The organism is Streptomyces sp. NPDC002564 (genome assembly GCF_042889645.1).
Classification (GTDB): Bacteria; Actinomycetota; Actinomycetes; order Streptomycetales; family Streptomycetaceae; genus Streptomyces.
The window spans coordinates 148,473-173,996 of the sequence record NZ_JBIARE010000002.1 but is presented as its reverse complement, the minus strand read 5'-3'; the positions used below and the strand labels follow the sequence as shown (position 1 = coordinate 173,996).

General features: G+C 73.9%; 20 protein-coding genes and 1 pseudogene. 6 read left to right on the top strand and 15 right to left on the bottom strand.

Going from position 1 to position 25,524, the window contains the following annotated elements; translation table 11 throughout:
* Positions 1-90: 90 nt before the first annotated feature.
* Positions 91-1,275, bottom strand: coding sequence for a Gfo/Idh/MocA family protein (locus tag ACFYXE_RS07605; RefSeq protein ID WP_389309982.1), 1,185 nt, complete (start codon positions 1,273-1,275; stop codon positions 91-93).
* A 318-nt stretch (positions 1,276-1,593) separates the two neighbouring features.
* Here ACFYXE_RS07605 and ACFYXE_RS07600 point away from each other — a divergent pair, with 318 nt between their 5' ends.
* The gene (locus tag ACFYXE_RS07600; RefSeq protein WP_389309980.1) at positions 1,594-3,474 is read left to right on the top strand and encodes a DUF2264 domain-containing protein; all 1,881 of its coding nucleotides are present in this window, start codon (positions 1,594-1,596) and stop codon (positions 3,472-3,474) included.
* A 72-nt stretch (positions 3,475-3,546) separates the two neighbouring features.
* Here ACFYXE_RS07600 and ACFYXE_RS07595 read toward each other — a convergent pair whose 3' ends face one another.
* The 5 genes from ACFYXE_RS07595 to ACFYXE_RS07575 all read right to left on the bottom strand — a co-directional run bounded on the left by ACFYXE_RS07595 (position 3,547) and on the right by ACFYXE_RS07575 (position 7,430).
* A complete protein-coding gene (locus tag ACFYXE_RS07595) occupies positions 3,547-4,128 on the bottom strand; it encodes a GAF domain-containing protein (RefSeq protein WP_361174907.1) in 582 nt (193 codons plus the stop codon).
* Positions 4,125-4,718: an ATP/GTP-binding protein gene (locus ACFYXE_RS07590; protein ID WP_361174904.1), complete on the bottom strand. Its 594-nt coding sequence runs from the start codon at positions 4,716-4,718 to the stop codon at positions 4,125-4,127. The genes ACFYXE_RS07595 and ACFYXE_RS07590 overlap by 4 nt, the downstream gene beginning before the upstream one ends.
* The gene (locus ACFYXE_RS07585) at positions 4,696-5,067 is read right to left on the bottom strand and encodes a DUF742 domain-containing protein (protein ID WP_361174901.1); all 372 of its coding nucleotides are present in this window, start codon (positions 5,065-5,067) and stop codon (positions 4,696-4,698) included. The genes ACFYXE_RS07590 and ACFYXE_RS07585 overlap by 23 nt, the downstream gene beginning before the upstream one ends.
* Positions 5,068-5,069: 2 nt before the next feature.
* Positions 5,070-5,504 (bottom strand): roadblock/LC7 domain-containing protein, encoded by a 435-nt coding sequence (locus ACFYXE_RS07580; protein WP_361174898.1) that lies wholly within the window; start codon positions 5,502-5,504, stop codon positions 5,070-5,072.
* An 84-nt stretch (positions 5,505-5,588) separates the two neighbouring features.
* Positions 5,589-7,430, bottom strand: coding sequence for a sensor histidine kinase (locus ACFYXE_RS07575; protein ID WP_389309976.1), 1,842 nt, complete (start codon positions 7,428-7,430; stop codon positions 5,589-5,591).
* Positions 7,431-7,871: 441 nt separating this feature from the next.
* Between ACFYXE_RS07575 and ACFYXE_RS07570 the strand changes: the two genes are divergently transcribed.
* Positions 7,872-8,390, top strand: a complete 519-nt coding sequence (locus tag ACFYXE_RS07570) for a CGNR zinc finger domain-containing protein (RefSeq protein WP_389309974.1) — start codon at positions 7,872-7,874, stop codon at positions 8,388-8,390.
* A 36-nt stretch (positions 8,391-8,426) separates the two neighbouring features.
* On the opposite strand, the gene ACFYXE_RS07565 is transcribed toward ACFYXE_RS07570, so the two are convergent.
* Both ACFYXE_RS07565 and ACFYXE_RS07560 read right to left on the bottom strand, forming a co-directional pair.
* On the bottom strand, positions 8,427-9,602 hold the full coding sequence (locus ACFYXE_RS07565) for an MBL fold metallo-hydrolase (RefSeq protein WP_389309971.1): 1,176 nt from the start codon (positions 9,600-9,602) through the stop codon (positions 8,427-8,429).
* Positions 9,603-9,848: 246 nt separating this feature from the next.
* Positions 9,849-10,577 carry an SIMPL domain-containing protein gene (locus tag ACFYXE_RS07560; RefSeq protein ID WP_389309968.1) on the bottom strand — a complete coding sequence of 243 codons (729 nt, stop codon included), beginning with the start codon at positions 10,575-10,577 and terminating at the stop codon, positions 9,849-9,851.
* Between the two features lie 395 nt (positions 10,578-10,972).
* Between ACFYXE_RS07560 and ACFYXE_RS07555 the strand changes: the two genes are divergently transcribed.
* Together ACFYXE_RS07555 and ACFYXE_RS07550 are read left to right on the top strand one after the other, a co-directional pair.
* A complete protein-coding gene (locus tag ACFYXE_RS07555; protein WP_389309965.1) occupies positions 10,973-12,871 on the top strand; it encodes a propionyl-CoA synthetase in 1,899 nt (632 codons plus the stop codon).
* A 91-nt stretch (positions 12,872-12,962) separates the two neighbouring features.
* On the top strand, positions 12,963-14,708 hold the full coding sequence (locus tag ACFYXE_RS07550; protein WP_389309962.1) for an ATP-binding cassette domain-containing protein: 1,746 nt from the start codon (positions 12,963-12,965) through the stop codon (positions 14,706-14,708).
* Here ACFYXE_RS07550 and ACFYXE_RS07545 read toward each other — a convergent pair.
* The 3 genes and pseudogenes from ACFYXE_RS07545 to ACFYXE_RS07535 form a co-directional block, all read right to left on the bottom strand.
* A complete protein-coding gene (locus ACFYXE_RS07545; protein WP_389309959.1) occupies positions 14,674-16,095 on the bottom strand; it encodes an aminotransferase class V-fold PLP-dependent enzyme in 1,422 nt (473 codons plus the stop codon). The genes ACFYXE_RS07550 and ACFYXE_RS07545 overlap by 35 nt on opposite strands.
* 237 nt (positions 16,096-16,332) lie before the next feature.
* Positions 16,333-17,166 (bottom strand): SGNH/GDSL hydrolase family protein, encoded by an 834-nt coding sequence (locus tag ACFYXE_RS07540; RefSeq protein ID WP_361169954.1) that lies wholly within the window; start codon positions 17,164-17,166, stop codon positions 16,333-16,335.
* A 191-nt stretch (positions 17,167-17,357) separates the two neighbouring features.
* Positions 17,358-19,293 (bottom strand): annotated as a pseudogene (locus tag ACFYXE_RS07535) (alpha-galactosidase).
* A gap of 217 nt (positions 19,294-19,510) precedes the next feature.
* On the opposite strand from ACFYXE_RS07535, the gene ACFYXE_RS07530 reads away from it, so the two are divergent.
* Positions 19,511-20,305 carry an ArsR/SmtB family transcription factor gene (locus ACFYXE_RS07530; protein WP_389311367.1) on the top strand — a complete coding sequence of 265 codons (795 nt, stop codon included), beginning with the start codon at positions 19,511-19,513 and terminating at the stop codon, positions 20,303-20,305.
* Positions 20,306-20,420: 115 nt separating this feature from the next.
* Entirely contained in the window at positions 20,421-21,218 is a 798-nt protein-coding gene (locus ACFYXE_RS07525; RefSeq protein WP_389309956.1) for a tyrosine-protein phosphatase, read from the top strand.
* Positions 21,219-21,248: 30 nt separating this feature from the next.
* On the opposite strand, the gene ACFYXE_RS07520 is transcribed toward ACFYXE_RS07525, so the two are convergent.
* From ACFYXE_RS07520 to dxs, 4 genes are all read right to left on the bottom strand, one after another.
* The gene (locus ACFYXE_RS07520; RefSeq protein WP_361169991.1) at positions 21,249-21,365 is read right to left on the bottom strand and encodes a DUF6126 family protein; all 117 of its coding nucleotides are present in this window, start codon (positions 21,363-21,365) and stop codon (positions 21,249-21,251) included.
* A gap of 59 nt (positions 21,366-21,424) precedes the next feature.
* The gene (locus ACFYXE_RS07515) at positions 21,425-22,069 is read right to left on the bottom strand and encodes a helix-turn-helix domain-containing protein (protein WP_389309953.1); all 645 of its coding nucleotides are present in this window, start codon (positions 22,067-22,069) and stop codon (positions 21,425-21,427) included.
* 65 nt (positions 22,070-22,134) lie between these two features.
* The gene (locus ACFYXE_RS07510) at positions 22,135-23,592 is read right to left on the bottom strand and encodes an aspartate aminotransferase family protein (RefSeq protein ID WP_389309950.1); all 1,458 of its coding nucleotides are present in this window, start codon (positions 23,590-23,592) and stop codon (positions 22,135-22,137) included.
* Positions 23,589-25,502, bottom strand: a complete 1,914-nt coding sequence (gene dxs / locus ACFYXE_RS07505; protein WP_389309947.1) for a 1-deoxy-D-xylulose-5-phosphate synthase — start codon at positions 25,500-25,502, stop codon at positions 23,589-23,591. Before dxs ends, ACFYXE_RS07510 begins: the two co-directional genes overlap by 4 nt.
* Between the last annotated feature and the right edge of the window lie 22 nt (positions 25,503-25,524).

Here is a 25,524-nt window from a genome sequence, read left to right as displayed (position 1 = left end):
CCGACGGGACAGGAATCTTCCTTACGGCGGCGCCCGGGTCCATCGAGGATTTCTTAAGCGCCGCCGCAGCTTTCCTTCAGACCGTGGGGTTCAGCGGGTCTGGCCGCGTTCGAAATAGGCGATCAGTTCGGGGTCGAGGTCGGGCACCTCGCGCGGTGTGCCGCCGTCGCGCAGCGACTCGGTGGCCCGTACGCCCGCCGCCACCGCCATGCGCGCCGCGACCGGCGAGGTGTCGGTGCGCCCTCCTTCGCGCACGAAGCGGACGAACTCGTCGACGAGGAGCGGGTCGGCGCCGCCGTGCCCGCCCGCGTCCTGGGCGTCCGGCACCGGGTGGACGGCGTCGGCCTCGCCGCGGTACCCGGAGCGGCGGGTGTTCCACACCTTGACCGTTCCGCCGGGCCCGTCGCCGAAGTTCTCCAGGCGGCCCGCGTCGCCGATGACGGTGTAGTTGCGCCAGTAGTCGGGGGTGAAGTGGCACTGCTGGTAGGCGGCCAGAACGCCGTTGTCCAGGCGCATGTTGACCAGGGACACGTCCTCGACGTCGATGACGGGGTTGAGGTCCCGCTGGGTGTGCGGCGGCCAGTGGCCGTCCTTGGCGTACCAGTCGTCGGTCTTCGGCTCGCCGGCCTCGCGGCGGTGCGGGTTGTCGCCGTAGACCATGAGGTCGCCGAGGGCCTGCACGCGGCGCGTGTAGCCGTTCGCCAGCCAGTGCAGGACGTCGATGTCGTGGGCGGCCTTCTGCAGCAACAGGCCGTTCGTGTACTGCCGTTCGGCGTGCCAGTCCTTGAAGTACCAGTCGCCGCCGTAGCCGACGAAGTGCCGCACCCAGACCGTCTTGACCGCGCCGATCTCGCCGCGCTCGATGATGTCGCGCATCAGCCGGACCACCGGCATGTGGCGCATGTTGTGCCCGACGTAGAGCCGGGTGCCCGTCTCGTACGCGGTCCGCAGGATCTCGTCGCAGGCCTCGATGCCGATCTCCAGCGGCTTCTCGACGAAGACGGGCTTGCCCTCGCGCAGCGCCTCGCGGGCGAGCGCCGCGTGGGTGTGGTCGGGGGTGAGGACGACGATCGCGTCGACGTCCGGGTCCTCGACGACCTTGCGGTGGTCGCTCGATATCAGCGCGCCGGGGAAGGCGGTGGCCGCCTCGGCCCGGGCCGCGGGGTCGTGGTCGGCCAGCGCGGTGACGCGGGCGCCCGCGTCCGGCCGGTGGGCGGTGCGGGCGAGCGAGCCGCGCAGTCCGTAGCCGAGAACGCCGAGACGGAGGTCGGTCATGGAACTTCCTTCGCTTGAGCCGGTGTTGCGGGTGGTGACATGGGGGTGCGGGTGGGCGGACGAGCTTGATCCTTATCTATCCGGACCCGACCGCTCCTGTCGAGGCGTGTGCACGAGGCATCTAGTCGGGCCCCGGGCGCACCCGCGGTCCGCCCCGTCCGGACGGGGCGGACCGCGGAAGCCCAGGAGCGGCGCACGGCGGGCATGGAGGGATCACCCCTTGCGCGACGGCAGCAACCGCTTACATGCTGGCGCGGGATCACCCCGAACGCACCGGATCCGTACCGCAGCACCACCCTCCGAGGAGTCACGGACGCCATGCCCGCACCGCACCTGGTCCTGCCGCCCACCGACCGTGTCCTGTCGCCGCTCACCGGCTGGACCCGCGCGCACTGGGAGGCGCTCGCCGACCGGCAGTTGGCGGCGCTGGTCCCGTACGCGACGCCCGGCTTCGCGCAGTACCGGCTGCCGGGGCGCAACAGCTGGTCGGGGGTCGTCTCCGACGGCCTGGAAGGCTTTGCGCGGTCCTTCCTGCTCGCCGCCTTCCGCATCGCGGGAGCGGGCGGCGCGGTGGACCCCGGCCTCGTGGCACGCTACGCCGAGGGCCTGGCGGCGGGCACGGACCGGACGAGCGGCGAGGCGTGGCCCGAACTCACCGACTGCTCCCAGCAGATGGTGGAGGCCGCCTCGATCGCCATCGGGCTGCACGAGACCCGCCCCTGGATCTGGGACAAGCTCGACACCCGGGTCCAGGAGCGGGTGGTCGACTGGTTCTCCGGCTTCGTCGGCGGCACGACGTGGGACAACAACTGGCGGCTCTTCCAGGTGGTGTCCGAGCAGTTCCTCGCCTCGGTGGGCGCTCCCCACAGCAGGTCGGACATCGACGGCGGCCTGGACCGCATCGAGGACTGGTACCGCGGCGACGGCTGGTACAGCGACGGGGACGGGCGCAACTTCGACTACTACATCGGCTGGGCGATGCACCTGTACCCGCTGCTGTGGGCCAGGATGGCCGGGGACGACGACGGCGGTCGCGCCGCGGTGTACCGCGAGCGCCTCACCCAATTCCTGGCCACCTACCCGCACTTCTTCGGCGGCGACGGTGCCCCCGTGCACCAGGGCCGCTCCCTCACCTACCGGTTCGCGGCCGCCGCGCCCGTGTGGATGGGCGCCCTCGCCGACTGCAGCCCGCTCGCGCCGGGCCTGACCCGTCGCCTCGCCTCCGGCACGGCACGGCACTTCGTGGAGCGCGGCGTCCCCGACGAGCGGGGCCTGCTGCCGCTCGGCTGGTACGGGACGTTCCTGCCCGCCACCCAGGCCTACTCCGGCCCCGCGTCGCCGTACTGGGCGAGCAAGGGCTTCCTCGGGCTGCTGCTGCCCGCCGGGCACCCGGTGTGGACGGAGCGCGAGGTCCCGCTGCCGGTCGAGGAGTCCGACCAGTACACGGCCCTGCCGCAGCCCGGCTGGCTGCTGCACGGCACCCGGCACGACGGCATCGTCCGCCTGGTCAACCACGGCAGCGACCACAACCTCCTCGAAGGAACCGCGCAGGACGACCCGCACTACGCCAAGTTCGGCTACTCCACCGCGACCGCCCCGGAGACCGCACCGCGCGCGTGGGAGCGCGCCGTCGACGGCCATCTGGCGCTCGTCGCCCCGGACGGCACGGCGTCCCGGCGCCGCCGCATCCACCCGCTGGTCTGCGCGGACCGCAGGGCGTCCTCCCGCCACGAGGCGGTCTATCCCGGAACCGAGGACGCGTACCCCGTCGTCACGACGAGCGCCCTGCACGGTCCGTGGGAGGTGCGCGTGCACCGGGTGCGGGCCCCCGAGGGGGCGGCCGTCCGCGAGGGCGGCCACGCGGTGGCGGACGAGGCCGCGCCGCACGCCGAGCGCGGCCCCGGCTGGGCGCTCACCCGGACGGCCACCGGCCTGACCAGTGCCGTCGTCGCCCTGTACGGGTGGGACGAGGAGACGGGCATCGCCCGCGAGGTGGCGGCCAACGCGTACGGGCCGCACTCCGCGACGCCGTTCCTGACGTCCGCGGCGCACCCCGGCGGCGCGAGCGTCCACGTCACCCTGGTCGCGCTGTCCCGGGACACGGTCCGCCCCGGGGCGCTGCGGGAGGCGGTCACCTGTGCCGTGGACGGCGACCGGGTCCGCGTCGGCTTCCCGGACGGAACCGAGCTCGACCTCTGAAGCAGTCGCCGAGGCACTCGCTGAAGCGCTGAAGCGGTCGCCGCAGCACGCGCCGAATCGAGCACCCGGGCGTCAGATCCCGCCCTCCGCCCGCAGGTGGATCTGCTCCACCAGGTCGCCGGCCATGCGTTTGATGATGTCGAGCCCCTGTCTGCCCCACCGGTGCGGCTCGACGTCCACGACGCAGACCGTGCCGAGCGCGATGCCCGTGCGGTCGATCAGGGGCGCGCCCAGATAGGAGCGGATGCCGACCTCGTCGACCACGGGATTGCCCGCGAACCTCGGGTAGTCGCGCACGTCCTCCAGGACGAGGGCCTTGCGGCGGACCACGACGTGCGGGCAGTAGCCGTGGTCGCGGGCCATGTAGCGGTCCCCCGCCGGGCCCGCGGCGGGCACGGCGGGACCGGCGGCCGGTTCCGCGACGCTGGGCAGGCCCTCCGGGGCGTACAGCCCCGCGAAGAACTGCCCCTCCTCACCCGGGAAGTTCACCATCGCGTACGGCGCGCCCGTCAGCTCGGCGAGCCGGCTCGCGAAGACGTCGAAGGCCGGTTCGGGGTACTGCCCGATGCCGAGCCCGCGCAGCCTGCGCACCCGTGCGGTCGCCTCCTTGTCCACCGGGGTGACGAGCAGGCGCCCTGTCGGGTCGTACGTCACGTGCGGGCTCCGTAGCTGGGCGCCGGGGCGTGGTTGAGGAGGTGTTTGACGAGGACGAGGAGGGTCTGGATGCCGGAGCTTGAGATCCGCGCGTCGCAGCGCACCACGGGCACGTGCGGGTCGAGGTCGATGGCCGCCCGTACCTCCTCCGGCTCGTAGCGGTGGGCGCCGTCGAATTCGTTGATCGCCACGATGAAGCCCATGCCGCGCTGTTCGAAGAAGTCCACGGCGGCGAAGCAGTCCTCCAGACGCCGGGTGTCGGCCAGCACGACCGCGCCGAGGGCGCCTTCGGAGAGCTCGTCCCACATGAACCAGAACCGCTCCTGTCCGGGGGTGCCGAAGAGGTACAGCACGTGTTCCGGGTCGAGCGTGATGCGCCCGAAGTCCATGGCGACGGTCGTCGTGGTCTTGTTCTCCACGCCCGACAGGTCGTCGGTGGCCTCGCTGACCGTGGTCAGCAGTTCCTCGGTGCTCAGCGGCGCGATCTCGCTGACCGCGCCCGTGAAGGTCGTCTTGCCGACCCCGAAGCCACCCGCGACCAGAATCTTGAGTGCGGTGGGGAAGGGGTCAGAGCTGTCGTCGTAATCCATCGAGCACTGCCTCCAACAGGGACCGGTCAGTGGGGTTGTGGTAGAAGTCCGGGGCCTTCTGGGTCAGGGCCCCGGAGTCGAGGAGATCCGAGAGGATCACTTTGGCCACGACCGCGGGCACCTTCAGCTGGGCCGCGATCTCGGCGACGGAGGTGGGCGCCTCGCACAGGTCGAGGGCCGTGGAGTGCTCGGGGCCGAGATAGCCGAGCGGGGTGGCACCGGTCGCCATCACGAGCGAGAGCAGGTCGAGTTGGCTGGTCGGTCTGGTCCGCCCGTTGCTGACGGTGTAGGGGCGGACGAGCCGCCCCGCCGCGTCGTCGAGCCAGGGCCCGTCGTGCGGGGCCGCCATCCTCAATGCCTCATCGGCGCGGGTTCGCCGGCCGTCTGCCGGGGCGCGGTGACCAGGTACGGCCGGACGCTCTTCACCAGCATCGCCATCTCGTAGCCGAGGACGGCCGCGTCCGCGTCGCGCCCGGCGAGGACGGCGAGACAGGTGCCCGAGCCCGCGGTGGAGACGAACAGGAGGGTGGAGTCCAGTTCCACGACGACCTGGCGGACGTCGCCGCCGTCGCCGAAGCGGATGCCCGCGCTGCGCCCGAGGGAGTAGAGCCCGGAGGCGAGGGCGGCCATGTGGTCGGCGCTGTCCGGGTCGAGGCCGTGCACCGACTTCACGAGTCCGTCGGAGGAGAGCAGGACGGCGCTGTGGGTGTGCGGCACGCGCTGCACGAGGCCGCTCATCAGCCAGTCGAGATCGGATACATGGCCGGTCGGCGCATCGCTCGCCATGGTGGATCGACTCCTTGGGGTACGAACGTACGGAGGTCTGCCGGGGGCAGAGGTGGGGGGAGTGGTCGGGCCCGGTGGTGGTGGTCAGCCGCCTGGTCCGCTCCCGTCGAGGGGGGTACGGCTCTCGTGCTCCCGCGGGGCGGGGTCGCGCGCCTCCTGTGCCTGGGCGAGGCCGATGCCGCGCTGGAAGGCGGCCATCAGGCCCGGGTCGTGGCCGACGTGGTCGGTGTCGGGCCGCGGCGCCGGGGTGTCCCGCAGCTGGGGTGCGATGTGTTCCTGGGCGCGCCGCTTGGGCAGCCGGGGTCTGTCGACCCGGCCGCGCACGGCGCCGTTGCGGGGTGTCGGCGGTGCCGTGGCGTGCTCGGCGACGGCCCGCCGGTCCTCGGGCCGGACGCCCGGGGAGGCGTCGGCGGGGGTCGGCCGGTCCTGCCGTGCGCCGCGGACCGGCAGCGGGGCAGGTGGGCCGCCGGGCGCCGGGTGCGGCGGGTGCGGCGGGTGGGAGACGACGGACACCGGTTCCGGGGCGGGCGCCAGCCGGGTCTCCGGGGCAGGGGGCGGTGGCATCTGCTGGGGGGCGCTGGGCCAGGCGGGCGGGTCGTCGGGCAGGCTGCCGCCCGCGGAGCCCGCAGAGCCCGCGGAGCCGAGGGAGCCCACGGGTCCGGCGGCGCCCCGGGACGCGGCCTCGGCCGCCGGGCGGCGCCGGGTGACCGGCTCCGCCTGCTGCTCGGCGCCCAACAGCTCCTGCGGCAGGACGAGTACGGCCTGGACGCCGCCGTAGATGTTGGTCTGCAGCCGTACGGTGACGCCGTGCCTGCGGGCGAGCGCGGAGACCACGAAGAGTCCGATGCGGCCGTCCTGGAGCAGGCTTGCCACGTTGACCTGGTCGGGGTCGGTGAGCAGCTTGTTCATCTTGTTCTGCTCGGTGAGGGGCATGCCGAGGCCGCGGTCCTCGACCTCGATGGCGAGCCCGGCCGTCACGAGGTTGGCGCGCAGCAGGACCTGGGTGTGCGGGGCGGAGAACACCGTGGCGTTCTCGACGAGTTCGGCGAGCAGGTGGATGACGTCGGCGACGGCGTGCCCGCGCAGCGTGCCGTCGACGGGCGGCACCAGTTTGACCCGCGAGTACTGCTCGACCTCGGCGATGGCCGAGCGCACCACTTCGGTCATGGAGACGGGGTTGCTCCACTGGCGGCGCGAGACGGCGCCGCCGAGCACAGCGAGGTTCTCGGCGTGGCGGCGGATGCGGGTCGCGAGGTGGTCGACGTGGAAGAGGCCCTTGAGCAGTTCGGGGTCCTCGACCTCGTTCTCCAGCTCGTCGAGCAGGGTGATCTCGCGGTGGACGAGTGACTGCAGGCGCCGGGCGAGGTTGACGAAGACCTCGACCTTCTGTTCGCTGCCCGCGTGGCTGGAGAGCTGGGAGGCCTGGACGACGGCGCCGACGGCGGTGCCGTGGGCGCGGGACAGTTCGTCGGCGAGCTGGTCGAACTCGTCGCCGCCCGGCCGGGACCGGGCCGGTGCCGCCGGAGCCGTGGGCTGTTCGCCTCGGCGCAACTGCTCCACGACGTTGCGCAGGTCGGCCTGGCCGCGCGCGGCGGTGCGGCGCAGCGCGCCGACCCGGTCGCGCACGGACTTCGCGGCGCGCTCGGCGGCGATGGCGGCCGTCACGATCCCGGCGAGGCCGACGAGGGCGGCGGCGGTGAGGACGGCGAGCAGGACCGGCCCCGGGCGGGTGCCGGTCGAGCGCAGGGTGAACAGCACGGCGGCGCAGGCGCTGAGGCCCACGGCGACGGCGGGCAGCACCGCGATGCGCAGGAGCTGCGGTCGTATGTGCGTCTCGGGAAGGGCGGCGGTCCGGCTCCCGGTCCTGCCGTGCCGGCCGCCTTCACGGCGGTCTGCGCGGGCGGCCGGTGGGCGTAGGTGAGACATCTGCGTCCTCGGTACGTTGCGACGAGGGTCCGGTCGGCCCGACTCCCCTTTACGGCGTGGTTGCGGCATCGCCGTGCCGGCCGGCAGGTCGCGACGTCAGCCCTGCGTCGTGATCCCTGCGTCGCCCGACGGCCACACACGGTAGTCGGCAACGCATCACGTGCGGTGGGCAGTTGACAAAGTCAGCGGGGCAGCGTCCCGCTCTGGTATGACGCCTCGTACGGGGGTCCGATTCGCCTCGTACACAGGGACGATTCAGCTGTCGCGGGTGGCATGTCGGGGTCGCCCGAAGGGCGCCGGGGGCCGCCCGTGCCGGCTGGTAGAGGGGCCCGTAAGGCTCTGCGGAGAGCCTCGCGGGGTGCGTCGCGGGGTGCCTCGCGGAGCGTCTCGCGGACGGCCGGTGGCGGTGGGGCGGGTCCGCCGCCCTGCTGTAATGCCCCGATGCACCTCAACCCTTACGGCGAGGACGCCGTGAACCTGGCCGCCGATCTCGCCAACCGCCGCCCGGCCGACGCGGAGGAGCTCGCGGAGCGCTGCCGCGCCGCCGGCCTGACCCTGGAGCGCCCGGTCGCGGCGGGGGACCTGGCGCGCGCCCGGGAGGCGCTGGACGCCTGGGAGGCGGTCGTCGACGCCACGGCGGAACACGAGCGCGCCGAGCGGGTGAACGCCATGCTGGCCGGGGCCGCCGCCCACCCCCGGCTCACCGACCACACGGGCGGCGGCTGGCACCTGCACTACCGCGAGGCGCGGCAGCCGCTGGGCGCGCTGCTGTTCTCGCTGATCGCCGTCGGCACCGCGCTCCACCTGTCGGGCCGGGGCATGCACCGGCTGCGGCGCTGCGCGGTGACCGAGTGCGTCACGATCTTCGCGGACACCTCCCGCACCGGGCGCCGGCGCTACTGCACGCAGCGCTGCGCCAACCGCGACGCGGTCCGCAGACACCGCGCGCGGGCCGCTTGAAGCGGTTCGGCCGCCGGGAGACCCGCGCGGGCGGGGTCACGCGACCGGCGCCACCTCGGGCTCGCCGCTGTCCGCGACGGTCCGCTCCGGCCAGCCGCCGTCCGGCGGGACCGCGACGCCGCGCCACCACGGCGCGGCGGGCACGGACTCCGCGCCGGGCTCGAAGGGCTCGCCGGGGGTGGGCAGCGCGAGGGCGACGCCCGCGCGGCCGGCCGCGGCCATGGTGCCTTCACCCGGCTCGGACCAGGCGTGCGGCGCGAGGTTGAAGGTCCCCCAGTGGATCGGCAGCAGCACGCCGCCGGGCTGCCCGCCCTGCAGGTCGAGGTGTGCCCGCACACCCTCCTCGGGGGTCATATGGATATCGGGCCAGAAGTCCGAATAAGCACCGATCTGGATCATCGTCGCGTCGAACGGCCCGTGCTCGGCGCCGATCGTGCGGAAACCGGAGAAGTAGCCCGTATCACCGCTGTGGTAGACGCGGTGGTCGCCGCCCGCCACCACCCAGGACGCCCACAGCGTGTGCTGCTGGTTGCGCAGGCCGCGGCCGCAGAAGTGCCGGGCGGGCGTGGCCGTCAGGGTCAGGTCGCCGACCTTCGCCGACTCGTTCCAGTCCAGCTCGCGCAGGCGGCTCGCGGGCACGCCCCAGCGCTCCAGGTGGGCGCCGACGCCGAGCGGCACCGCGAAGACCGTGTCGGTGCCGGTGAGCGCCTTGATCGTGGGCAGGTCCAGGTGGTCGTAGTGGTCGTGCGAGATCACCACGACGTCGACCGGGCCCAGCGCCTCCAGGGGCACCGGCACCGGGTGCAGCCGCTTGGGTCCGGCGAAGGCGAACGGCGAGCACCGCTCACCCCACACCGGGTCGAAGAGCACCCGCCGCCCGCCGATCTCGACCAGCACGCTGGAGTGCCCCATCCAGGTGACCCGCAAGCCGCTGACCGGCGGCTTCGCCAGGTCGGCGAGGGTTGTGGCATGGACCGGGACCGTGCCCGCCGGGCCGCGGCGCACACGCTCCTCCTTGCGGAAGTAGATCTTGGCGAAGTCCAGGGACGAGCCGGTGGGCCGGGTCCTCGCCCCCACGGGGTTCTGGAACGACCCCTCCGCCACGGAGAAATTCGGCGACCTGCGGATCCGGGCCAGCCGGGCGCCTGCGGGATCCGCGCCGAAGGCGGCGGTGCGCAGCGAGCGGAGCCCGGGGATCAGGGACCGGGACACGGGACCTCCTGAGGGGGGTGGATAGGCCTCCCCATTATGTCCACCCGTTCCGGAGGAGTCCTCCGCAGGAGGCGGTGGCCCCCGCCACACCCACGCGCTCCCCCGCCCCGCCCCACCGTCTCCACGCACCGCACGCACCGCACATACCTCACGAGCACCACATATCCCGCGGGCCCGCCCTCCGGCACCACATATCCCGCGGACCCGCCCTCCGGCACCGCCTACCCCGCGGGCCCAGCCCTCCGGTCACTTCAGTTCGTACACCGCCGTCACCGACACCTCGTCCTGGATCCGCCCCGGCGCGACCGGCACGCTGTCCTTGGCGAACGCGCCCACCGGCATCTGCACCGGCCGCGCCCGCCCGCCGTCGCTCTCGTCCAGCCTGACCAGGCGGCCCAGCCGACGCCCGGTGAGCTTGGCGTACTGGGTGGCCTTGGCGCGGGCGTCCTTGAACGCGGCCGTACGCGCCTTGGCCCGCAGCGCCGAGGGGTCCTCGACGTCGAAGGCCACGGCCTGGATGCGCGCCGCGTCGCCCGCGGCATCCACCACGGCCTGGATCACGGCGCCCGTCCTGTCGATGTCGCGAATCGTGAGGGAGAAGGTCTGCGAGGCCCGGTGCCCGGTCACCTTTTCGCCGTCGTCGCCGTCGTCTTCGCCCTTGTCGCCGTCGTCCCCGTAGACGGGCGTCAACGCGAGGCTCTCCGTCCTGATGTCCCGCTCGGCGACGCCCGCCTTGCGCGCGGCGGCCAGTAGCGCCTTCGCCGCCGTGCCCTGCGCCGCCAGCGCCTGGTCCGCGGTCGGCCCGGTGACCTCGACGCCCGCGGTGAGGACCGCCATGTCGGGGGCGGCCGTGGCGCTGCCCGTGCCGGTCACGGTGACCGTCGTCGGCGCCTGGACCGCGGCGGTGACCGGGGGCGCGGCGGCGGGGGCGGCGACGGCGGACGCCGCGGGCAGGCCGAGGGCGGCGAGCGCCACGGCTAGGGCACTGACGGAACTTACGGAGCGTACAGAACATACGGAACGTACTGAGCGCATGCGGGGGTCCTTCCGGCTCTCCGCCCCCGGCGGGGCGGTTCTGCGTCCCTGGAGGGGGCGGCTCGGCGTCCCGGTCGGGACGGCTCGCCGTCATCCCAGCACCGCCGCGCCCGCCCGGACCCGCGCCACTCCCGGCCGGGCGCCCGGCCTCACCTCACCGGGCCAGTGCCGGATCCGGCCGCACTCCCCCGGTCCCGGCGCCCCGAATCCCTTTACGATGGCGGGCGTTCGGCCCACGCTGCCGTCCAGACCCGCTCAGCCACGGACACTTGGGCGCCCCACACGCCCCCGACCAGGACCGTGGCGCCCGCCGCACCGACGATCGGAGTGACCGGTTGCCCAGGCCGACGAGCTACGAGAGCGCCCACCGCGAGAGCCTGCGGGATCCCACGGCCTTCTGGGGCCGTGCCGCCGAGGCGATCGACTGGTACGTGCCGCCGCGCACCGTGCGGGACACCGACGCGCCGGCCGCGCCCCGCTGGTTCGCGGGCGGCGAGCTGAACACCTGCCACAACGCACTGGACCGGCACGTCCTGGCCGGGGACGGCGACCGTACGGCGCTCATCCACGACAGCCCCGTCACCGGCTCGGTCCGCAGGTACACCTACCGCGAACTGCTCGACGAGGTCGCCCGCACCGCCGGACTGCTGACCCAACTCGGCGTCGGCAAGGGCGACACCGTCGTGCTGTACCTGCCGATGGTCCCGGAGGCCGCCGTCGCGATGCTGGCGTGCGCCCGCATCGGCGCCGTGCACTCCGTGGTGTTCGGCGGATTCGCCGCGCCGGAGCTCGCGGCCCGCATCGACCACGCGCGCCCCAAGGTGGTGCTCTCCGCGTCCTGCGGCATCGAGGGCGACCGCGTCCTCGCGTACAAACCGCTCCTGGACGCCGCCCTCGACCGGTGCGCGCACCGCCCGGCCGCCTGCGTCATCCTCCAGCGCCCGCAGCAGGAGGCCGAGTTGACGCGGGGGCGCGACCTCGACTGGGCGGCCGCGCTGCGCGCCGCGCCCGCCGTGGACTGCGTGCCGGTGGCCGCCACCGACCCGCTCTACGTCCTGTACACCTCCGGCACCACGGGCGCCCCCAAGGGCGTGGTCCGCGACAACGGCGGCCATGCCGTGGCGCTGCGCTGGAGCATGGAGCACATCTACGACGCCCGGCCGGGCGAGGTGTTCTGGGCCGCGTCCGACGTGGGCTGGGTCGTCGGCCACTCCTACATCGTCTACGCCCCTCTGCTCGCCGGCTGCACCACGCTCCTGTACGAGGGCAAGCCGGTCGGCACGCCGGACGCCGGGGCGTTCTGGCGCGTCGTCGAACAGCACGGCGTGCACACGCTGTTCACGGCGCCGACGGCGATCCGGGCCATCAAGCGGGACGACCCGAAGGGCGAGCTCGTCGCCGGGCGCGACCTCTCCTCGCTGCGTGCGCTGTTCCTGGCGGGCGAGCGGCTGGACCCCGACACGTACCACTGGGCGGGCGAGCTCCTCGGCATCCCCGTCGTCGACCACTGGTGGCAGACCGAGACGGGCTGGCCGATCGTCGCCAACCCGCTCGGCATCGAGGCGCTGCCCGCGAAGCCCGGCTCGCCGGGCAAGCCGATGCCCGGCTGGGACCTGCGGGTGCTCGACGAGGCGGGGGAGCCGTGCCCGGCGGGCACCGACGGCACCCTGGCGCTGCGCCTGCCGCTCCCGCCGGGCAGTCTCACCACCCTCTACCGCGACGACGAGCGGTTCGCCGCCACCTACTTGAGCCGCTTCCCCGGCCACTATCTGACGGGGGACGGGGGCCATGTCGACGAGGACGGCCACGTCTTCGTCATGGGGCGGCTCGACGACGTCATCAACGTCGCGGGACACCGCCTGTCCACCGGCGCCATGGAGGAGGTCCTCGCCGACCATCCCGACGTGGCGGAGTGCGCGGTGGTCGGCATCGCGGACGAGCTCAAGGGTGAACTGCCGCTCGGACTGGTCGTGTTGCGCCAGGGGGTCGACCGTCCGGCGGGCGAGGTCGAGGCCGAGCTGCGCTCGCTGGTGCGCACCCGCATCGGCGCCGTCGCGACACCGCGCCGCGTGGTGACCGTGGCCCGCCTGCCGAAGACCCGCTCGGGCAAGATCCTGCGCGGCACGGTCCGGGCGATCGCCGACGGCCGCGCCCATGCGGTCCCCGCGACCATCGAGGATCCCGCGGTCCTCGCCGAGATCACCGCGTCGCTGCGCGATCTCCGGCCGCACTGACGGGCGGGGGCGGCGCGGGGCGTACGCGGCCCTGCGCCCGGGCAGGTCCAGGGAGCGGACGGCGGGCGGGCGGGCACGGAGGGGGCGGCGCATGGTGGGCACCGGGGAGCAGGCGGGGGTGGAGCTCTCGGCCCGTGGCATCGAACTCGTGCTGCCGGGCGGCGACGTGGCGCTGTCCGGGATCGACGTGCCGACGGCCGGGCCGGGGCGGCTGCTCGGCATCGCGGGCGGCAGCGGCGCGGGCAAGACCCTGCTGCTGGAGGTGCTGGCCGGGCTGCGGGCGCCCCGCAGGGGGCGGGTGTCGGTGCGGGCGGCGGCCGGTGGCGGCCCGCTGACACCGCGGTACGGGTTCGTGCCGCAGGACGACATCGTGCACCGGGCGCTGCCGCTGCGCACCGCCCTGGAGTACGCGGCCCGGCTGCGCGGCACCGATCCCGGCGATGTGCCGTACGTGCTGGACGAGTTGGGGCTCGCGGCGGTCGCCGGCCAGCCGGTACGCACGCTCAGCGGCGGCCAGCGCAAGCGGGCCAGTATCGCCATCGAGTTGCTCTCCCGGCCCCAGCTGCTGTTCCTCGACGAGCCCACGTCGGGGCTCGACCCGCTCGCCGGGGCACAGTTGACGCAGTATCTGAGGCGCCTCGCGGCCGGTGGCGTCACCGTCGTGCTCACCACGCACACGCCTGCCGATCTGCACCACTGCGACCAGGTGATGTTCGTCGCCCCCGACGGCCGCCCCGGGCCGTCGGGGGCACCCGCCGAGCTGCTCCGGCAGTCCCCCGACGGCACGTTCGAGGCGTTGTACTCACGGGAGGCGGCGCCGGGCGGCGGGCCGGAACGGAAAGAGGCGCCGCCGGAGGCGGCAGACCCGTCGCCGGAGGCGTCCGGGGCGCCGGCCCGCTTCGCGCCCGCCACCGGCCCCCTGCGCCAATGGGTCGTCCTGACCGGCCGCGACCTGCGGCTCCTGCGGCACGACCGGCTCACCGCCGCCATCACCGTCGGCTCCCCGCTGGTCATCATCGCGATGTTCGCGCTGCTGTTCCGCCCCGGCGTCTTCGATCCCGCCCACCCCTCGCCCGCCGCCTCCGCGATGGTGCTCTTCTGGATCGCGTTCGGCGCCTTCTTCTTCGGCCTCGCCTATGGACTTCCGCAGATCTGCGGCGAGTTGGCGGTGGTGCGCAGGGAACGCAGGACCGTGCTGCGCCTGGGCCCCTATCTGCTGGCCAAGCTCACCGTCCTCGGCCCCGTCCTGCTGCTGGCGGACGCGCTGCTCCTTTTGGTGCTGCGTGCCCTGGACCGGATGCCGGCCGCCGGACTCCCCGTGCACGCCTCGCTGTTCGCGACGACGGCACTCGCCTCGTTCGCGGCGCTCGCGCTCGGCCTGTGCTGCTCGGCGCTCGTCTCCGAACCCGGCCAGGCCGCCCTGGTGCTGCCGCTGCTCTGCTTCCCGCAGGTGCTCTTCTCGGGGGCGTTCGTGCCGGTCCCCGGCATGGCGGCGGGCGGGCGCTGGATCAGTGTGGCGATGACCAACCGCTGGGCGTTCGAGGCGCTCGGCTCCGGGGCCGACGTGGGGGCACTGTGGCGGGGCGGCGGCGCGGAGGGCCGGGCGCTGCTCGCTTCGTACGGGGACAGCTTCGGGCACCCGCCCTGGGTGGGGTGGGTGATCCTCGCCGGGTGCGCCGTCGCCCTGCTCGGCGCCGCGCGGCTGGTGCTCGGGCGGCGCTGCCCGGCCTCGGCGCACCGGCTCGGCGGTGCAGCGCCCGGTACGTCCGGCCCCGGTACGCCCGGCCCCGGCACATCGGACGTCAGCACGTCAGACGTGGCGCCAGGGCGCCCCTGACCGGCGTGCCGACGGCGAAGGTCGCATGCAGGAACGCCACGAACCGGTCGATGTCCGCGGCGACGTTCGCGATGCCGGGCGAGACCCGCACCGCACCGCCGGAGGGCAGCCCGAGCCGGGTGATGTACCCGTCGATGGTCTCGGCGCGCCACCTTCCGGTGCCGGTGCGGCGCAGCAGGCGCGGCGCGATCGCGAAGGCCTCCTCGCCCGCACCCGGGTTGCAGAAGCACCCCGTGCGGACCGAGATGCCCGCCGCCGCGCACTCGCGGGCCACGATCCGCTCGTCGACGACGCGCCCCCGGCCGTCCAGGACGTTCAGCGCGACGGTGCCGCCCCGGCCTTCGGTGCCGCGCGGGCCGTAGACGCGGACGAGCGGGCCGCCCGCCGGGTGCCGGAGGGCGGGCAGCGCCGCCAGGAGGCGGGCGGTGAGCCCGGCGACGTGACCGGCGACCGCGTCGGCGCCCACCCCGTCGTACCAGTCGAGTCCCGTGCCGATCTGGGGGACGGCGTGGAAGTCGGGGGTGCCGTCCTCGAAGGCCGCGGGCGGCTGCGCCATGCGGTGCCAGTGCGCCTGCGCGCTGACCACCTGGATGGTGCCGCCCGCGAACCAGGACCTGCGCAGCGCGGCGAGCGCGTCGCGCCGGGCGACCAGGCTGCCCACGCCGGACGGGTAGCCGAAGACCTTGTACCAGCTGGCGACCACGAAGTCGGCGGGCACCCGGCGCAGCGACAGGGGCGCGGTCGGCAGGTACGCGGCCGCGTCAAGAAGCGTGTGCCACCCGGCCGCGCGGGCCCGCGCCACCCACTCCAGGGGATGCCGTACGCCGGTGAAGTTGCTCTGCGCCGGATAGCAGAAGAGTCCGCGGCGCCGCCCGGCGAGCACCCTGCGCAGCGCCGGTTCGGAGAGCCGCAGTTCGTCCCCGGCGAACGGGACGAGGCCCACCGTCGCCCGCGCGGCCCGCGCGAACTCCCGTACGCCGTTGACGGAGTTGTGGTTGTCCTGGGTGAGCAGCAGCGCGCTCCGGCCGCGGCGGAACGGGTAGGCCTCCGCGACCAGCTTGACGGCCTGTGAGGCGTTCGCCGTGAACACCACCGTGTACTCGGCGGGATCGGCGTCCAGGAACCGCAGGACCCGCAGCCTGGCCGCCTCCACCAGGTCGGTCGAGGCGGCGGACGCGGGGCTCTCGGTGTGCGGATTGCCGAACACGGCGCCGCTCAGCCGCGCGGCCTGCGCCCGGGCGAGGCTGCGCGGCACGGGCGCGGTGCCCGTGTGGTCCAGATAGATCTGCCCGGTCTCGTCGAGGTACCCGAACTCCTCGGCCCGCAGCCGCGCGAAGGCCGCCGCGCGCGTGCCGTCGTCCCCCGCGTCCGTGCCGTTCTCCCCCATGCCACCCCCGTCCCGGCGGTCGGCCCCGTCGAACCCACGGATCCCGCCGGTCGTCCCCTCCGCACGGCGCGCCACGGAGCGAGCGCGCCTGTCCGCAGCGTCTGCCATCCGCGGACGGCTGTCCAGACCGCCCCGCACCGGGGGCCGGCCCGGCGCCCGCCCGGTCATGTGCGCCGGACACGGCGAAGGCGCCCCACCCGGGGGCGCCTTCGGAGTCGGCGGAGTCGTGGGCCCCGCTCAGGAGGCCGCCTCGATCTGCATCTTCAGGGCGTGCAGGTTGCGGAAGCCCTTCGCCTCCACGTGGTCCCCGGAGCTCTCGCCCCGGATGCGGCGGCCGATCCACGGCACCAGGTACTCGCGCGCCCAGTGGATGTCGTCGCGCCGCACCTCCAGCGTGCCGCGCGGCGGCATCGGGGGCCACGCCTGGTCGGGGTCCGCGGGCACGTCGAGCCCCAGGACCTGCCCGGCGCGCAGCGCCACGCGCGTGTGCCCCTCGGCGGAGAGGTGCAGCCGGTCGCCGTCCCAGGCGCGCCGGTCCTGGACCGTCTTGAGGGACCACAGGTCGAGCACCGGGCAGCCGTACCGGTCGGCGATGGCGCGCACGTGCATGTTGTACGTGGCGATCTTGCCGCGCAGGTGCTTGAGCACGGCCACGCCCCGGGTGTCGAAGCCGGTGGTCACCATGACCGTGCCGACCGCCGACGAGAGGTCGGCGACGGCCCGCTCGAAGCGCTCGGCGACCTCGTCGGGGTCGGTGCCGGGACGGATGATGTCGTTGCCCCCGGCGCAGAACGTCACCAGGTCGGGGGCCAGCTCCTTGGCGCGCGGCAGCTGGTACTCGACGATCTGGTCGAGGAGTTTGCCGCGGACGGCGAGGTTGGCGTACCGGAAGGTGTGTTCGGGCACCCGGTCGTCGAGCAGGACCGCGAGGCGGTCGGCCCAGCCGACGAAGGTGCCGTCGGGGCCCGGGTCGCCGACGCCCTCGGTGAAGCTGTCGCCGACCGCTGCATAGGAGTTGTAGACACTGCTGTGGATGGGGTGATGGATGAAGGATGTCGACTCTGCGCTCACGAAGTAATATCTTTCACCTCCCTAAGTGACCTACGCCACCGTAGGGAGGGGTTGACGGGGCGTGAGATAAGCCACCGGTCAAGATTCACCCAACTCGGAATAAGTGCACACCCCACCTTTCGCCGCGCGTGTCGCTGTCCGACCCCTTCCCGGACGCCTGACCTCCGCTTACTGTCCGGCAGCGCGTCCCGCTAGCGCCGCCACAGCCGGAACACCGCCGCGTCCCGCTCCCCCCGGAGCCCGGTCCGCAACCCCCGGTGCAGCAGCACCGCGCCCCGGTACACCTCCCCCGTGTCCGGACACAGGTAGACCGCCGCCGGATCGAGCCCGCGCAGCCGCACCGGCGCGGGGGTTCCGCCGGGCGCCCGCCGCGGCAGACAGGCCAGGACGACCGACGTGTCCCCGTACACGTACTGCACGGCGCTCGGCCCGCCGTCCGGCGGACGCAGCCGGTACAGGTCGCCGAACCGCACGAGCGGCCTGATCTCCTTGTGGAGCTCGATCCAGTCACGTGCCTCGGCCAGCTCGGGCCCGCTCCACCGGGCGAGGTCCCCGCCGATGCCGAGCGCGCCCGCCATGGCGCTCACGAACCGGAAGCGGAGCGGACCGGCCGGGCCGTCGGTGACCCAGCCGGTCAGCTCGTGCGCGGGGAGCAGCTGGCCGAGGGCGTGCCGGGCGGCGAGCTGGTCCGCGGGGTCGGCGCGGGCGCCGGTGTCCGGGCCGGACGCGAAGGTCACGGCGGGGTGCGCCGCGCGGAGCCGGTCGAGGAGATCCCGCACGGCGCTCTCGTGCGCCTGCCGCGGCCCGGGCGGGCGGGCGTCGGCGCGATCGGTCTCCCACCGCACGTGGTCGATCGGCGTGCGGGAGAGCAGCCCGCCCAGCTTGCGCCACAGATACACGCGGACGTCCTCCCGCGCGAGGTCGAGGGTGACATGGTCGGACAACTCCCCGCGCGCACCGCCTGGTTGGCGCCTCACCCAGTCCGGATGGGCCCGGCAGAGGTCGCTGTCGGCCCCGACCACCTCCGGTGCCACCCGCACCCCGAACCGCATGCCGAGCCCGTGCACCTCGTCGGCGAGCGGCCCGAGGCCGCCCGGGAAGCGGACCGGGTCCGGCGCCCACCGGCCGAGGACGGCCGGGTCCGCCGGCCTGCGGAGCGGCCCACTCGTCGCCGAGGACGAAGAGCTCCACACCGAGCTCCGCGGCCCGGCGGGCGAGGGCCCGCTGGCGCGGCTCGGAGACCTCGGCGGCACCCCACGAGTCGTAGAGTACCGGGCTCTGCGCCTCCGCCTCCCCGGTCCCGGACGCGCGTCGGCAGGCGTGCCAGGCCCGGCTCGTGCCACCGAATCCGCGGTCGCTCCACAGGCCCGCGAGGACGGGCGTGGGGACGGCCTGTCCGGGCCCGAGCAACCGCCGCCGCCCGTCGTCGCGTCCGTGACCCCCGGCGATCCGGACGGCACCGTCCGGCAGCCGGCGCACCGCGAAGCGCCACGCGCCGCCCTCGGCGAGGGCGAAGCTGTGGACCTCACCGCTCTCCTCCGTGGCGCCGCCCTCGTCCAGCGCGATCCAGGGCAGGGGGCGGTGCCCGTGCTGGTCGGCGATCATCTGCTCGCCGTACGGGAGGGCGGCGCGGGCCAGCCGCGCCTCGGCGGCCCGGCGGCCGTGCACCGCCGACAGATGCCGGTTCGCCCGCCCGGGCAGCGTCCAGGTCGCGGCGTCCTCGTCGTCGTACTCCAAATCCGGTGCGCCCTGGGGGCCTTGGTGCACCAGGACGGCCTGCCGTTCCACGACATCCCCGCGCGGACGGTAGCCGAGCGTGATCTGCGCGTGGTGCGCCGCGTCACGGAAGTGCAGCTGGAGCTCGGCCTCGCCGACCGCCGCGCCCTGGTAGCGCCACTCGACGGCACCGACCGCCTCGGGACCGCGCACGGCGCGGCAGGGCGGCGGGCCCTCCGCCGGGGTCCGCGGCGACCGCGGTTCGGCGGCCAGGGCCGCCGCGTCGGCGAGGGCGATCCGCGGCCCCCAGTGCAGGCACAGCAGGGCGTCGTGTCCGGTGACGTGCAGGACATAACTGCTCGTGGGGCCGGAGAGCAGCCACGTACGACCGTCGGCAGCGGTCTCGATCATCAGGGCACCCGCCCCTCCAGGGATTCCGCGGCGGCCCCCCAGGGATTCGACCAGGCACGCGCGCGCACTCCCCATGCTGGCAGCGGCTCGCGGCCCTCGGCACGCCCCTTCCCGGCCGTCCCGACCCCTACTTCCTCGCCTCCGATTGACATGCAGCCGGTTGGCTGCCCATGATGGAGATGCAGCCGAAAGGCTGCATTACTGGGGGTGACGCATGATGGATGCGGCGTTCAAGGCGCTGGCCGACCCGAGTCGGCGTCAGCTCCTGGACCGGCTCCGGGACCGCAACGGACAGACCCTGCGGGAGCTGTGCGCCGGGCTCGACATGGCCCGCCAGTCGGTGAGCAAGCACCTCGCCGTGCTGGAGGCCGCCGAGCTGGTGACCGCGGTGCGGCAGGGGCGGGAGAAGCTGCACTACCTCAACGCCGCTCCGATCAACGCCATCGCCGAGCGATGGATCAGCCGGTTCGACCGCGACCGGGTCACCGCCCTCGCGGACCTGAAGAGAGCATTGGAGCAACCCCCCATGGACAGCAGCACGTTCGTGTACACGACGTACATCCGCACCACCCCCGAGCGGCTCTGGCAGGCGCTCACCGACCCGGCCTTCACCGCGCGGTACTGGGGCGTGAGCTTCGGCACCGACTGGGCCCCGGGGTCCCCAATGACCTGGACCGAGACCGGGGCCACCACCGACGACCCCGAGCAGGTCGTCCTCGTCCACGAACCGCACCGCAGGCTCGCCTACACCTGGCACACCTTCAGCCCCCAGTGGGCCGCGGCGAACGGCATCGACGAGGAGCTGCGCGCCCGGCTCGCGGGCGAGCGCCGTTCGCAGGTCACCTTCGACCTGGAGCCGCACGGCGACCAGGTGAAACTGACCGTGACGCACGAGTTCGACGCGTCCGGCACCCTGAAGTCGATGTGCAGCCAGGGCTGGCCCGCCATCCTCTCCAGCCTCAAGACCCTCCTGGAGACCGGCGAGCCGCTCGCCGAGGCCCGCGAGAGCTGACCTCACCGGCCGCCGGAGCGGGTGTCACGAGGGGTGATTGCCCCAGGAACCCATGTCGTATCGTCGGATACGCACCCGCCCGGCGAGTCGCGCCGGCCGAGCCTGAGGAGAGCCCGTGACGCAGCAGGTCCCGTCGACAGAGCCCGAGCTGGCCGGAGTGCGCAACTTCCGTGACGTGGGCGGTCTGCCGACGGTGGACGGCCGCCGCGTCCGCCAGGGCCGCCTGTTCCGCAGCGGGCACCTGGCCCACGCCACGGCCGCCGACGCCGCCTTCCTCGGCTCGCTCGGCCTGCACACCGTCTTCGACTTCCGCAATGCGGCCGACCAGCGCCTGGAGGGCCCCGACGTCGCGCTGCCCGGCGTGCGGAACGTGAACCTGCCGCTGACCGACCCGGCCGACGGCGCCGAGTTCTGGACGATGGTGCGCGACGGCGACCTCGACCAGCTGCGCTCGATCCTCTCCGACGGCCGGGCCGCGGGCCGGATGGCGGGTGCCTACCGCGCGATCATCACGGAGCGCACCGCCGAGCACAGCACGGTGCTGCACGCGCTCGCCGAGGACAGCGTGCCCGCGCTGATGCACTGCGCCGCGGGCAAGGACCGCGCGGGTCTGTCCATAGCCGTCACGCTCCTGGCCGTGGGCGTGGAGCGGGACGCCATCGAGGCGGACTACCTGGAGTCGAACGCCACCCACCGCCGCTACAAGGTGCAGCGCGGCGACAACTCGGCGCACGCCATGTCGCCCGAGGTCATGGAGCTGCTCAACCCGCTCTTCGACGCCCGCGCCGAGTACCTCGCGGCGGCCTACGAGACCATCGAGGAGACCTGGGGCGACGTGGACACCTACCTCTCCGCGGGCCTCAAGCTGAGCCCCGAGACCCGCGAGCGGCTGCGCGAGCGCCTGCTCGACTGAGACGCCCGCAGCGGCCACCGCCCCGCCGGGCTACTGGTTCTTCGCGCCCAGCTCGAACAGCAGGTAGATGAAGGCCGCGAAGATGTGGCCCACCGCCACGTAGATGATCAGGCGGACCCACAGCGCCCGGGGGAACTTCTCCTCCATGCGCATCGCCTTGCGGGCGGGCTGCTCCGGCTGGGCGGGTCCCTGCGGGTCGGATTCCGTCATGTCGGGTCTCCCTGGGTGGGGCCGCCGAGGCACAGCGCGGTGGCGGGGCTCTGCAGCAACGTGTGGACGAAGAGGAGATCGGCGCCGCCGTGGTCGGCGGCGGCGATCCGGTGCGGGGTCAGCGAGTCGAAGTGCGCGCTGTCCCCGGGCGCGAGCGTGTGCACGGTGTCCCCGAGGTGCAGCCGCAGCCGCCCCTCCAGGACGTACAGCCATTCCTCACCGGGGTGGACGCGCACGATGTCGCCCTGCGCGCCGTGCGGCACGTGCACCCGCAGCGCCTGCATGGAACGGCTGCCCGCACCCGCCTGCCAGTAGGTCCAGCCCCCCGCCCGGGTCGCCTCCATGTCGGCGGCCCGCACGACCGCGTCCCGGTCGGCGACCGTCTCGCCGAGAAGCTCCGAGACCGTCGTACCGTAGACCCGTGCGAGCGCGAGCAGCATCGGCAGCGAAGGCTGCCGCTGCCCGGTCTCCAGGCGGGACAGATGGGCGGGCGAGAGCCCGGCGGTGCGGGCGGCGGCCTCCAGCGTCAAGGACGCGCGGCGGCGCAGTTCGCGCAGTTGCGGCGCCACGGCGGGCAGCGCGTCGGCCGCCTCGGGCGGCTCCGCTGGCGCCGGGGGCTGCACGGGCTCGGCAGGGCTCATACCCTGATTGAGCCAGAGCCTTGCCTCCCGGGCAACTTTCTTGCCCGAGAGGCAAAAGCGCTCCGTCAGCGGTGGGCGACCGCCTGTTTCACCAGCGTCCTGCCGAAGTCCCACATCAGCCCGCCGCCGCTGTGCGCGTCGTCCATCACGGCCGTGAAGGCCTCGACGAAGCGGTCCACCTCCCGCTCCCCCACGATCAGCGGCGGAATCAGCTTGATGACCTCCAGGTGGTCCCCGGAGACCTGGGTGAGGATGCGGTGTTTCTGCAGCAGCGGTACGACGACCATCTGCGCGAACAGCCCCTTGCGGGCCGCCTGCAGCATCGTCCAACGCCCGCGCAGCTTGAGCGACTTGGGCCTGCCGAACTCGATGCCGACCATCAGGCCGCGGCCGCGCACCTCGCTCAGCAGCTCGTAGCGGTCCACGAGCGCGGCGAGCCGCGTCCTGAGCAGGTCTCCCGTGACCCGGGCGTTCTCGACGACCTTCTCGTCCTCCATGACCGAAAGGACCGCGAGCCCGGCGGCCATGGCCTGCGCGTTCGAACCGAAGCTCGCCGAGTGCACGAGCACCCGGTCCATCGACGAATAGACCTTCTTGAAGATCCAGTCCTTCCCGAGGGTCGCGCCGACCGGCACATAGCCGCCCGAGAGCGCCTTGGCGACACACACCAGGTCGGGCTCGACGCCCTCCTCGTGCTGGTACGCGTAGAAGTCGCCGGTCCTGCCGAGGCCGGTCTGCACCTCGTCGGCGATCAGCAGCGCCTTGTGCCGGTGCAGCAGCTCCTGGGCCGCGCGCAGGTACCCGGGCGGTGTCTCGTGCACGCCCTTGCCCTGGATGGGCTCGACGATCAGCCCGGCCACGTCGCCCTTCGCCAGCTCCGCGCGCAGGGCGTCCAGATCGCCGAGCGGGACGGCGGTGTCGGGCAGCAGCGGCGCGAAGCCGTCCCGGAAGCCGTCCTCGCCGTTGACCGAGAGCGAGCCGGTGGTGAGCCCGTGGAAGGCGTGCGTGCAGTACAGCACCCTGGGCCTGCCGGTCGCGTACCGGGCGAACTTCAGCGCCGTCTCGACGGCCTCCGTGCCGCTGTTGCCGAAGAACACCCGGTCCAGGTGCGGGCTGTGCGCGAGCAGCCGCTCGGCGAGCAGCCCGGGCAGCGGCTGGCAGTCGAAGCGGGTGAGGTCGGCGAGCGAGGCGTCCAGGACGTCGTGCAGCGCCTTGCGGACGACCGGGTGGTGCCGGCCCAGGCCCATCACGCCGAAGCCCGCGAGCATGTCGAGGTAGTCGGCGCCGTCCGCGTCCCAGAAGTAGGCGCCCTCCGCCCGCTCGTAGACCTTGTCGAAGCCGATCGTGTGCAGCATGCGCGGCAGTTGGTGGTTGAGGTGCCGGGCGTGCAGCTCGTACCGCTCGGCGCCGCGCTCGGCGAGCAGTCTGCCGAGGTCGAACTCCTTGGCGCCGGGCGCCCCGGCTCCGGGCCCGGGGGTCCCGGGGGCGGAGCCGGGCGTACCGGCGGTGAACTCCTTGGTCATACGGTGTGCTCCTTGCCTGGACCCTGCTTCCCCGCGCCCTCCCCGGCCGCCAGCGCGGCGCCGATCCGTCCCGCGATCTCGACCGGCGTGAGCCCGAGATCCGCCAGCACCTCGCCCCGTTTGGCGTGCGCGAGGAACTGCTCGGGGATGCCGAAGCGCCGTACGGGCACGTCCACGTCGGCGTCGCCGAGCGCGAGCGCGACCGCCGCGCCGACCCCCGCCGCCCGGCTGTTGTCCTCGACGACCGCCACCAGGCGGTGCCGCGCGGCGAGGCCCGGCAGCTCCGGGTCGACCGGCTTGACCCAGCGCGGGTCGACGACCGTGCAGCGCAGGCCGCGCGCCCGCAGCAGCTCGGCGGCCTGCAGACAGACCGGCGCCATCACGCCGACCGCGACCAGCAGCACGTCCGGGTCGCCCGGCTCCCGGCACAGCACGTCCAGACCGCCGATGCGGTCCACCGCCGGGATCTCGGGACCCACCGACTCCTTGGGGAAGCGCACGAGGGTCGGCGCGTCGTCCACGGCGACCGCCTCGCGCAACTGCGCCCGCAACTGCTCGGCGTCGCGCGGCGCGGCGATCCTGAGCCCCGGCACGACCTGCAGCACCGACATGTCCCACATGCCGTTGTGCGAAGCGCCGTCCACGCCCGTGACCCCGGCCCGGTCGAGCACGAAGGTGACCCCGCACCGGTGCAGCGCCACATCCATCAGGAGCTGGTCGAAGGCGCGGTTGAGGAAGGTCGCGTAGACGGCGACGACGGGGTGCAGGCCGCCCGTCGCGAGCCCGGCGGCCGACACCGCCGCGTGCTGCTCGGCGATGCCGACGTCCCATACCCGGTCGGGGTAGGCCGCCGCGAACCCGGTGAGGCCGACCGGACCGAGCATGGCCGCGGTGATGGCGACCACGTCGTCGCGCTCGGCGCCGATGCGGACGATCTCGTCGCCGAACACCGACGTCCAGGACGGGCCGCCCGACGGTGCGAGCGGCTCGCAGGTGAGCGGGTCCATCACGCCCACGGTGTGGAAGCGGTCCGCCTCGTCGGCGAGCGCCGGTTCGTAGCCCCGGCCCTTCTCGGTCAGGCAGTGGACCAGGACCGGGCCGTGGAAACGTTTCGCACGGCGCAGCGCCGACTCGACGGCGCCGATGTCGTGCCCGTCGATCGGCCCGACGTACTTGAGCCCCAGGTCCTCGAACATGCCCTGCGGGGCGAAGGCGTCCTTGAAGCCCTTCTTCGCGCCGTGCAGCGACTCGTACAGCGGCCGGCCGACGACGGGAGTGCGCTGGAGTATGTCCTTCCCCCAGGCGAGGGCCCGCTCGTAGCCGTCCGTGGTGCGCAGCGTGGCGAGGTGGTTGGCCAGGCCGCCGATGGTCGGCGCGTACGAGCGTTCGTTGTCGTTGACGACGATGATCAGCGGCCGGTCCTTGGCCGCCGCGATGTTGTTGAGCGCCTCCCAGGCCATGCCCCCGGTCAGGGCGCCGTCCCCGATGACGGCGACGACGTGGCCCCGCTCGCCGAGCACCTGCCGGGCCTTGGCCAGGCCGTCGGCCCAGCCGAGCGCCGTGGAGGCGTGGCTGTTCTCGACGATGTCGTGCACGGACTCCTCGCGCGAGGGATAGCCCGAGAGCCCGCCCTTGCCGCGCAGCTTGGAGAAGTCCTGGCGGCCGGTGAGCAGCTTGTGCACGTAGCTCTGGTGGCCGGTGTCCCACACGAGCCGGTCGACCGGCGACTCGAAGACCCGGTGGAGGGCGATGGAGAGTTCCACCACCCCCAGATTGGGCCCGAGATGGCCGCCCGTCCTGGCGACCGCGTGCACCAGGAACTCCCGGATCTCCCCCGCCAGTTCGTCGAGCTCCGCCCCGGAAAGCCCCTTCAGGTCCCGTGGCCCCCGAATGGTGTCGAGAATGGTCATGCTCGGGCCCCCTCTCTGGTTG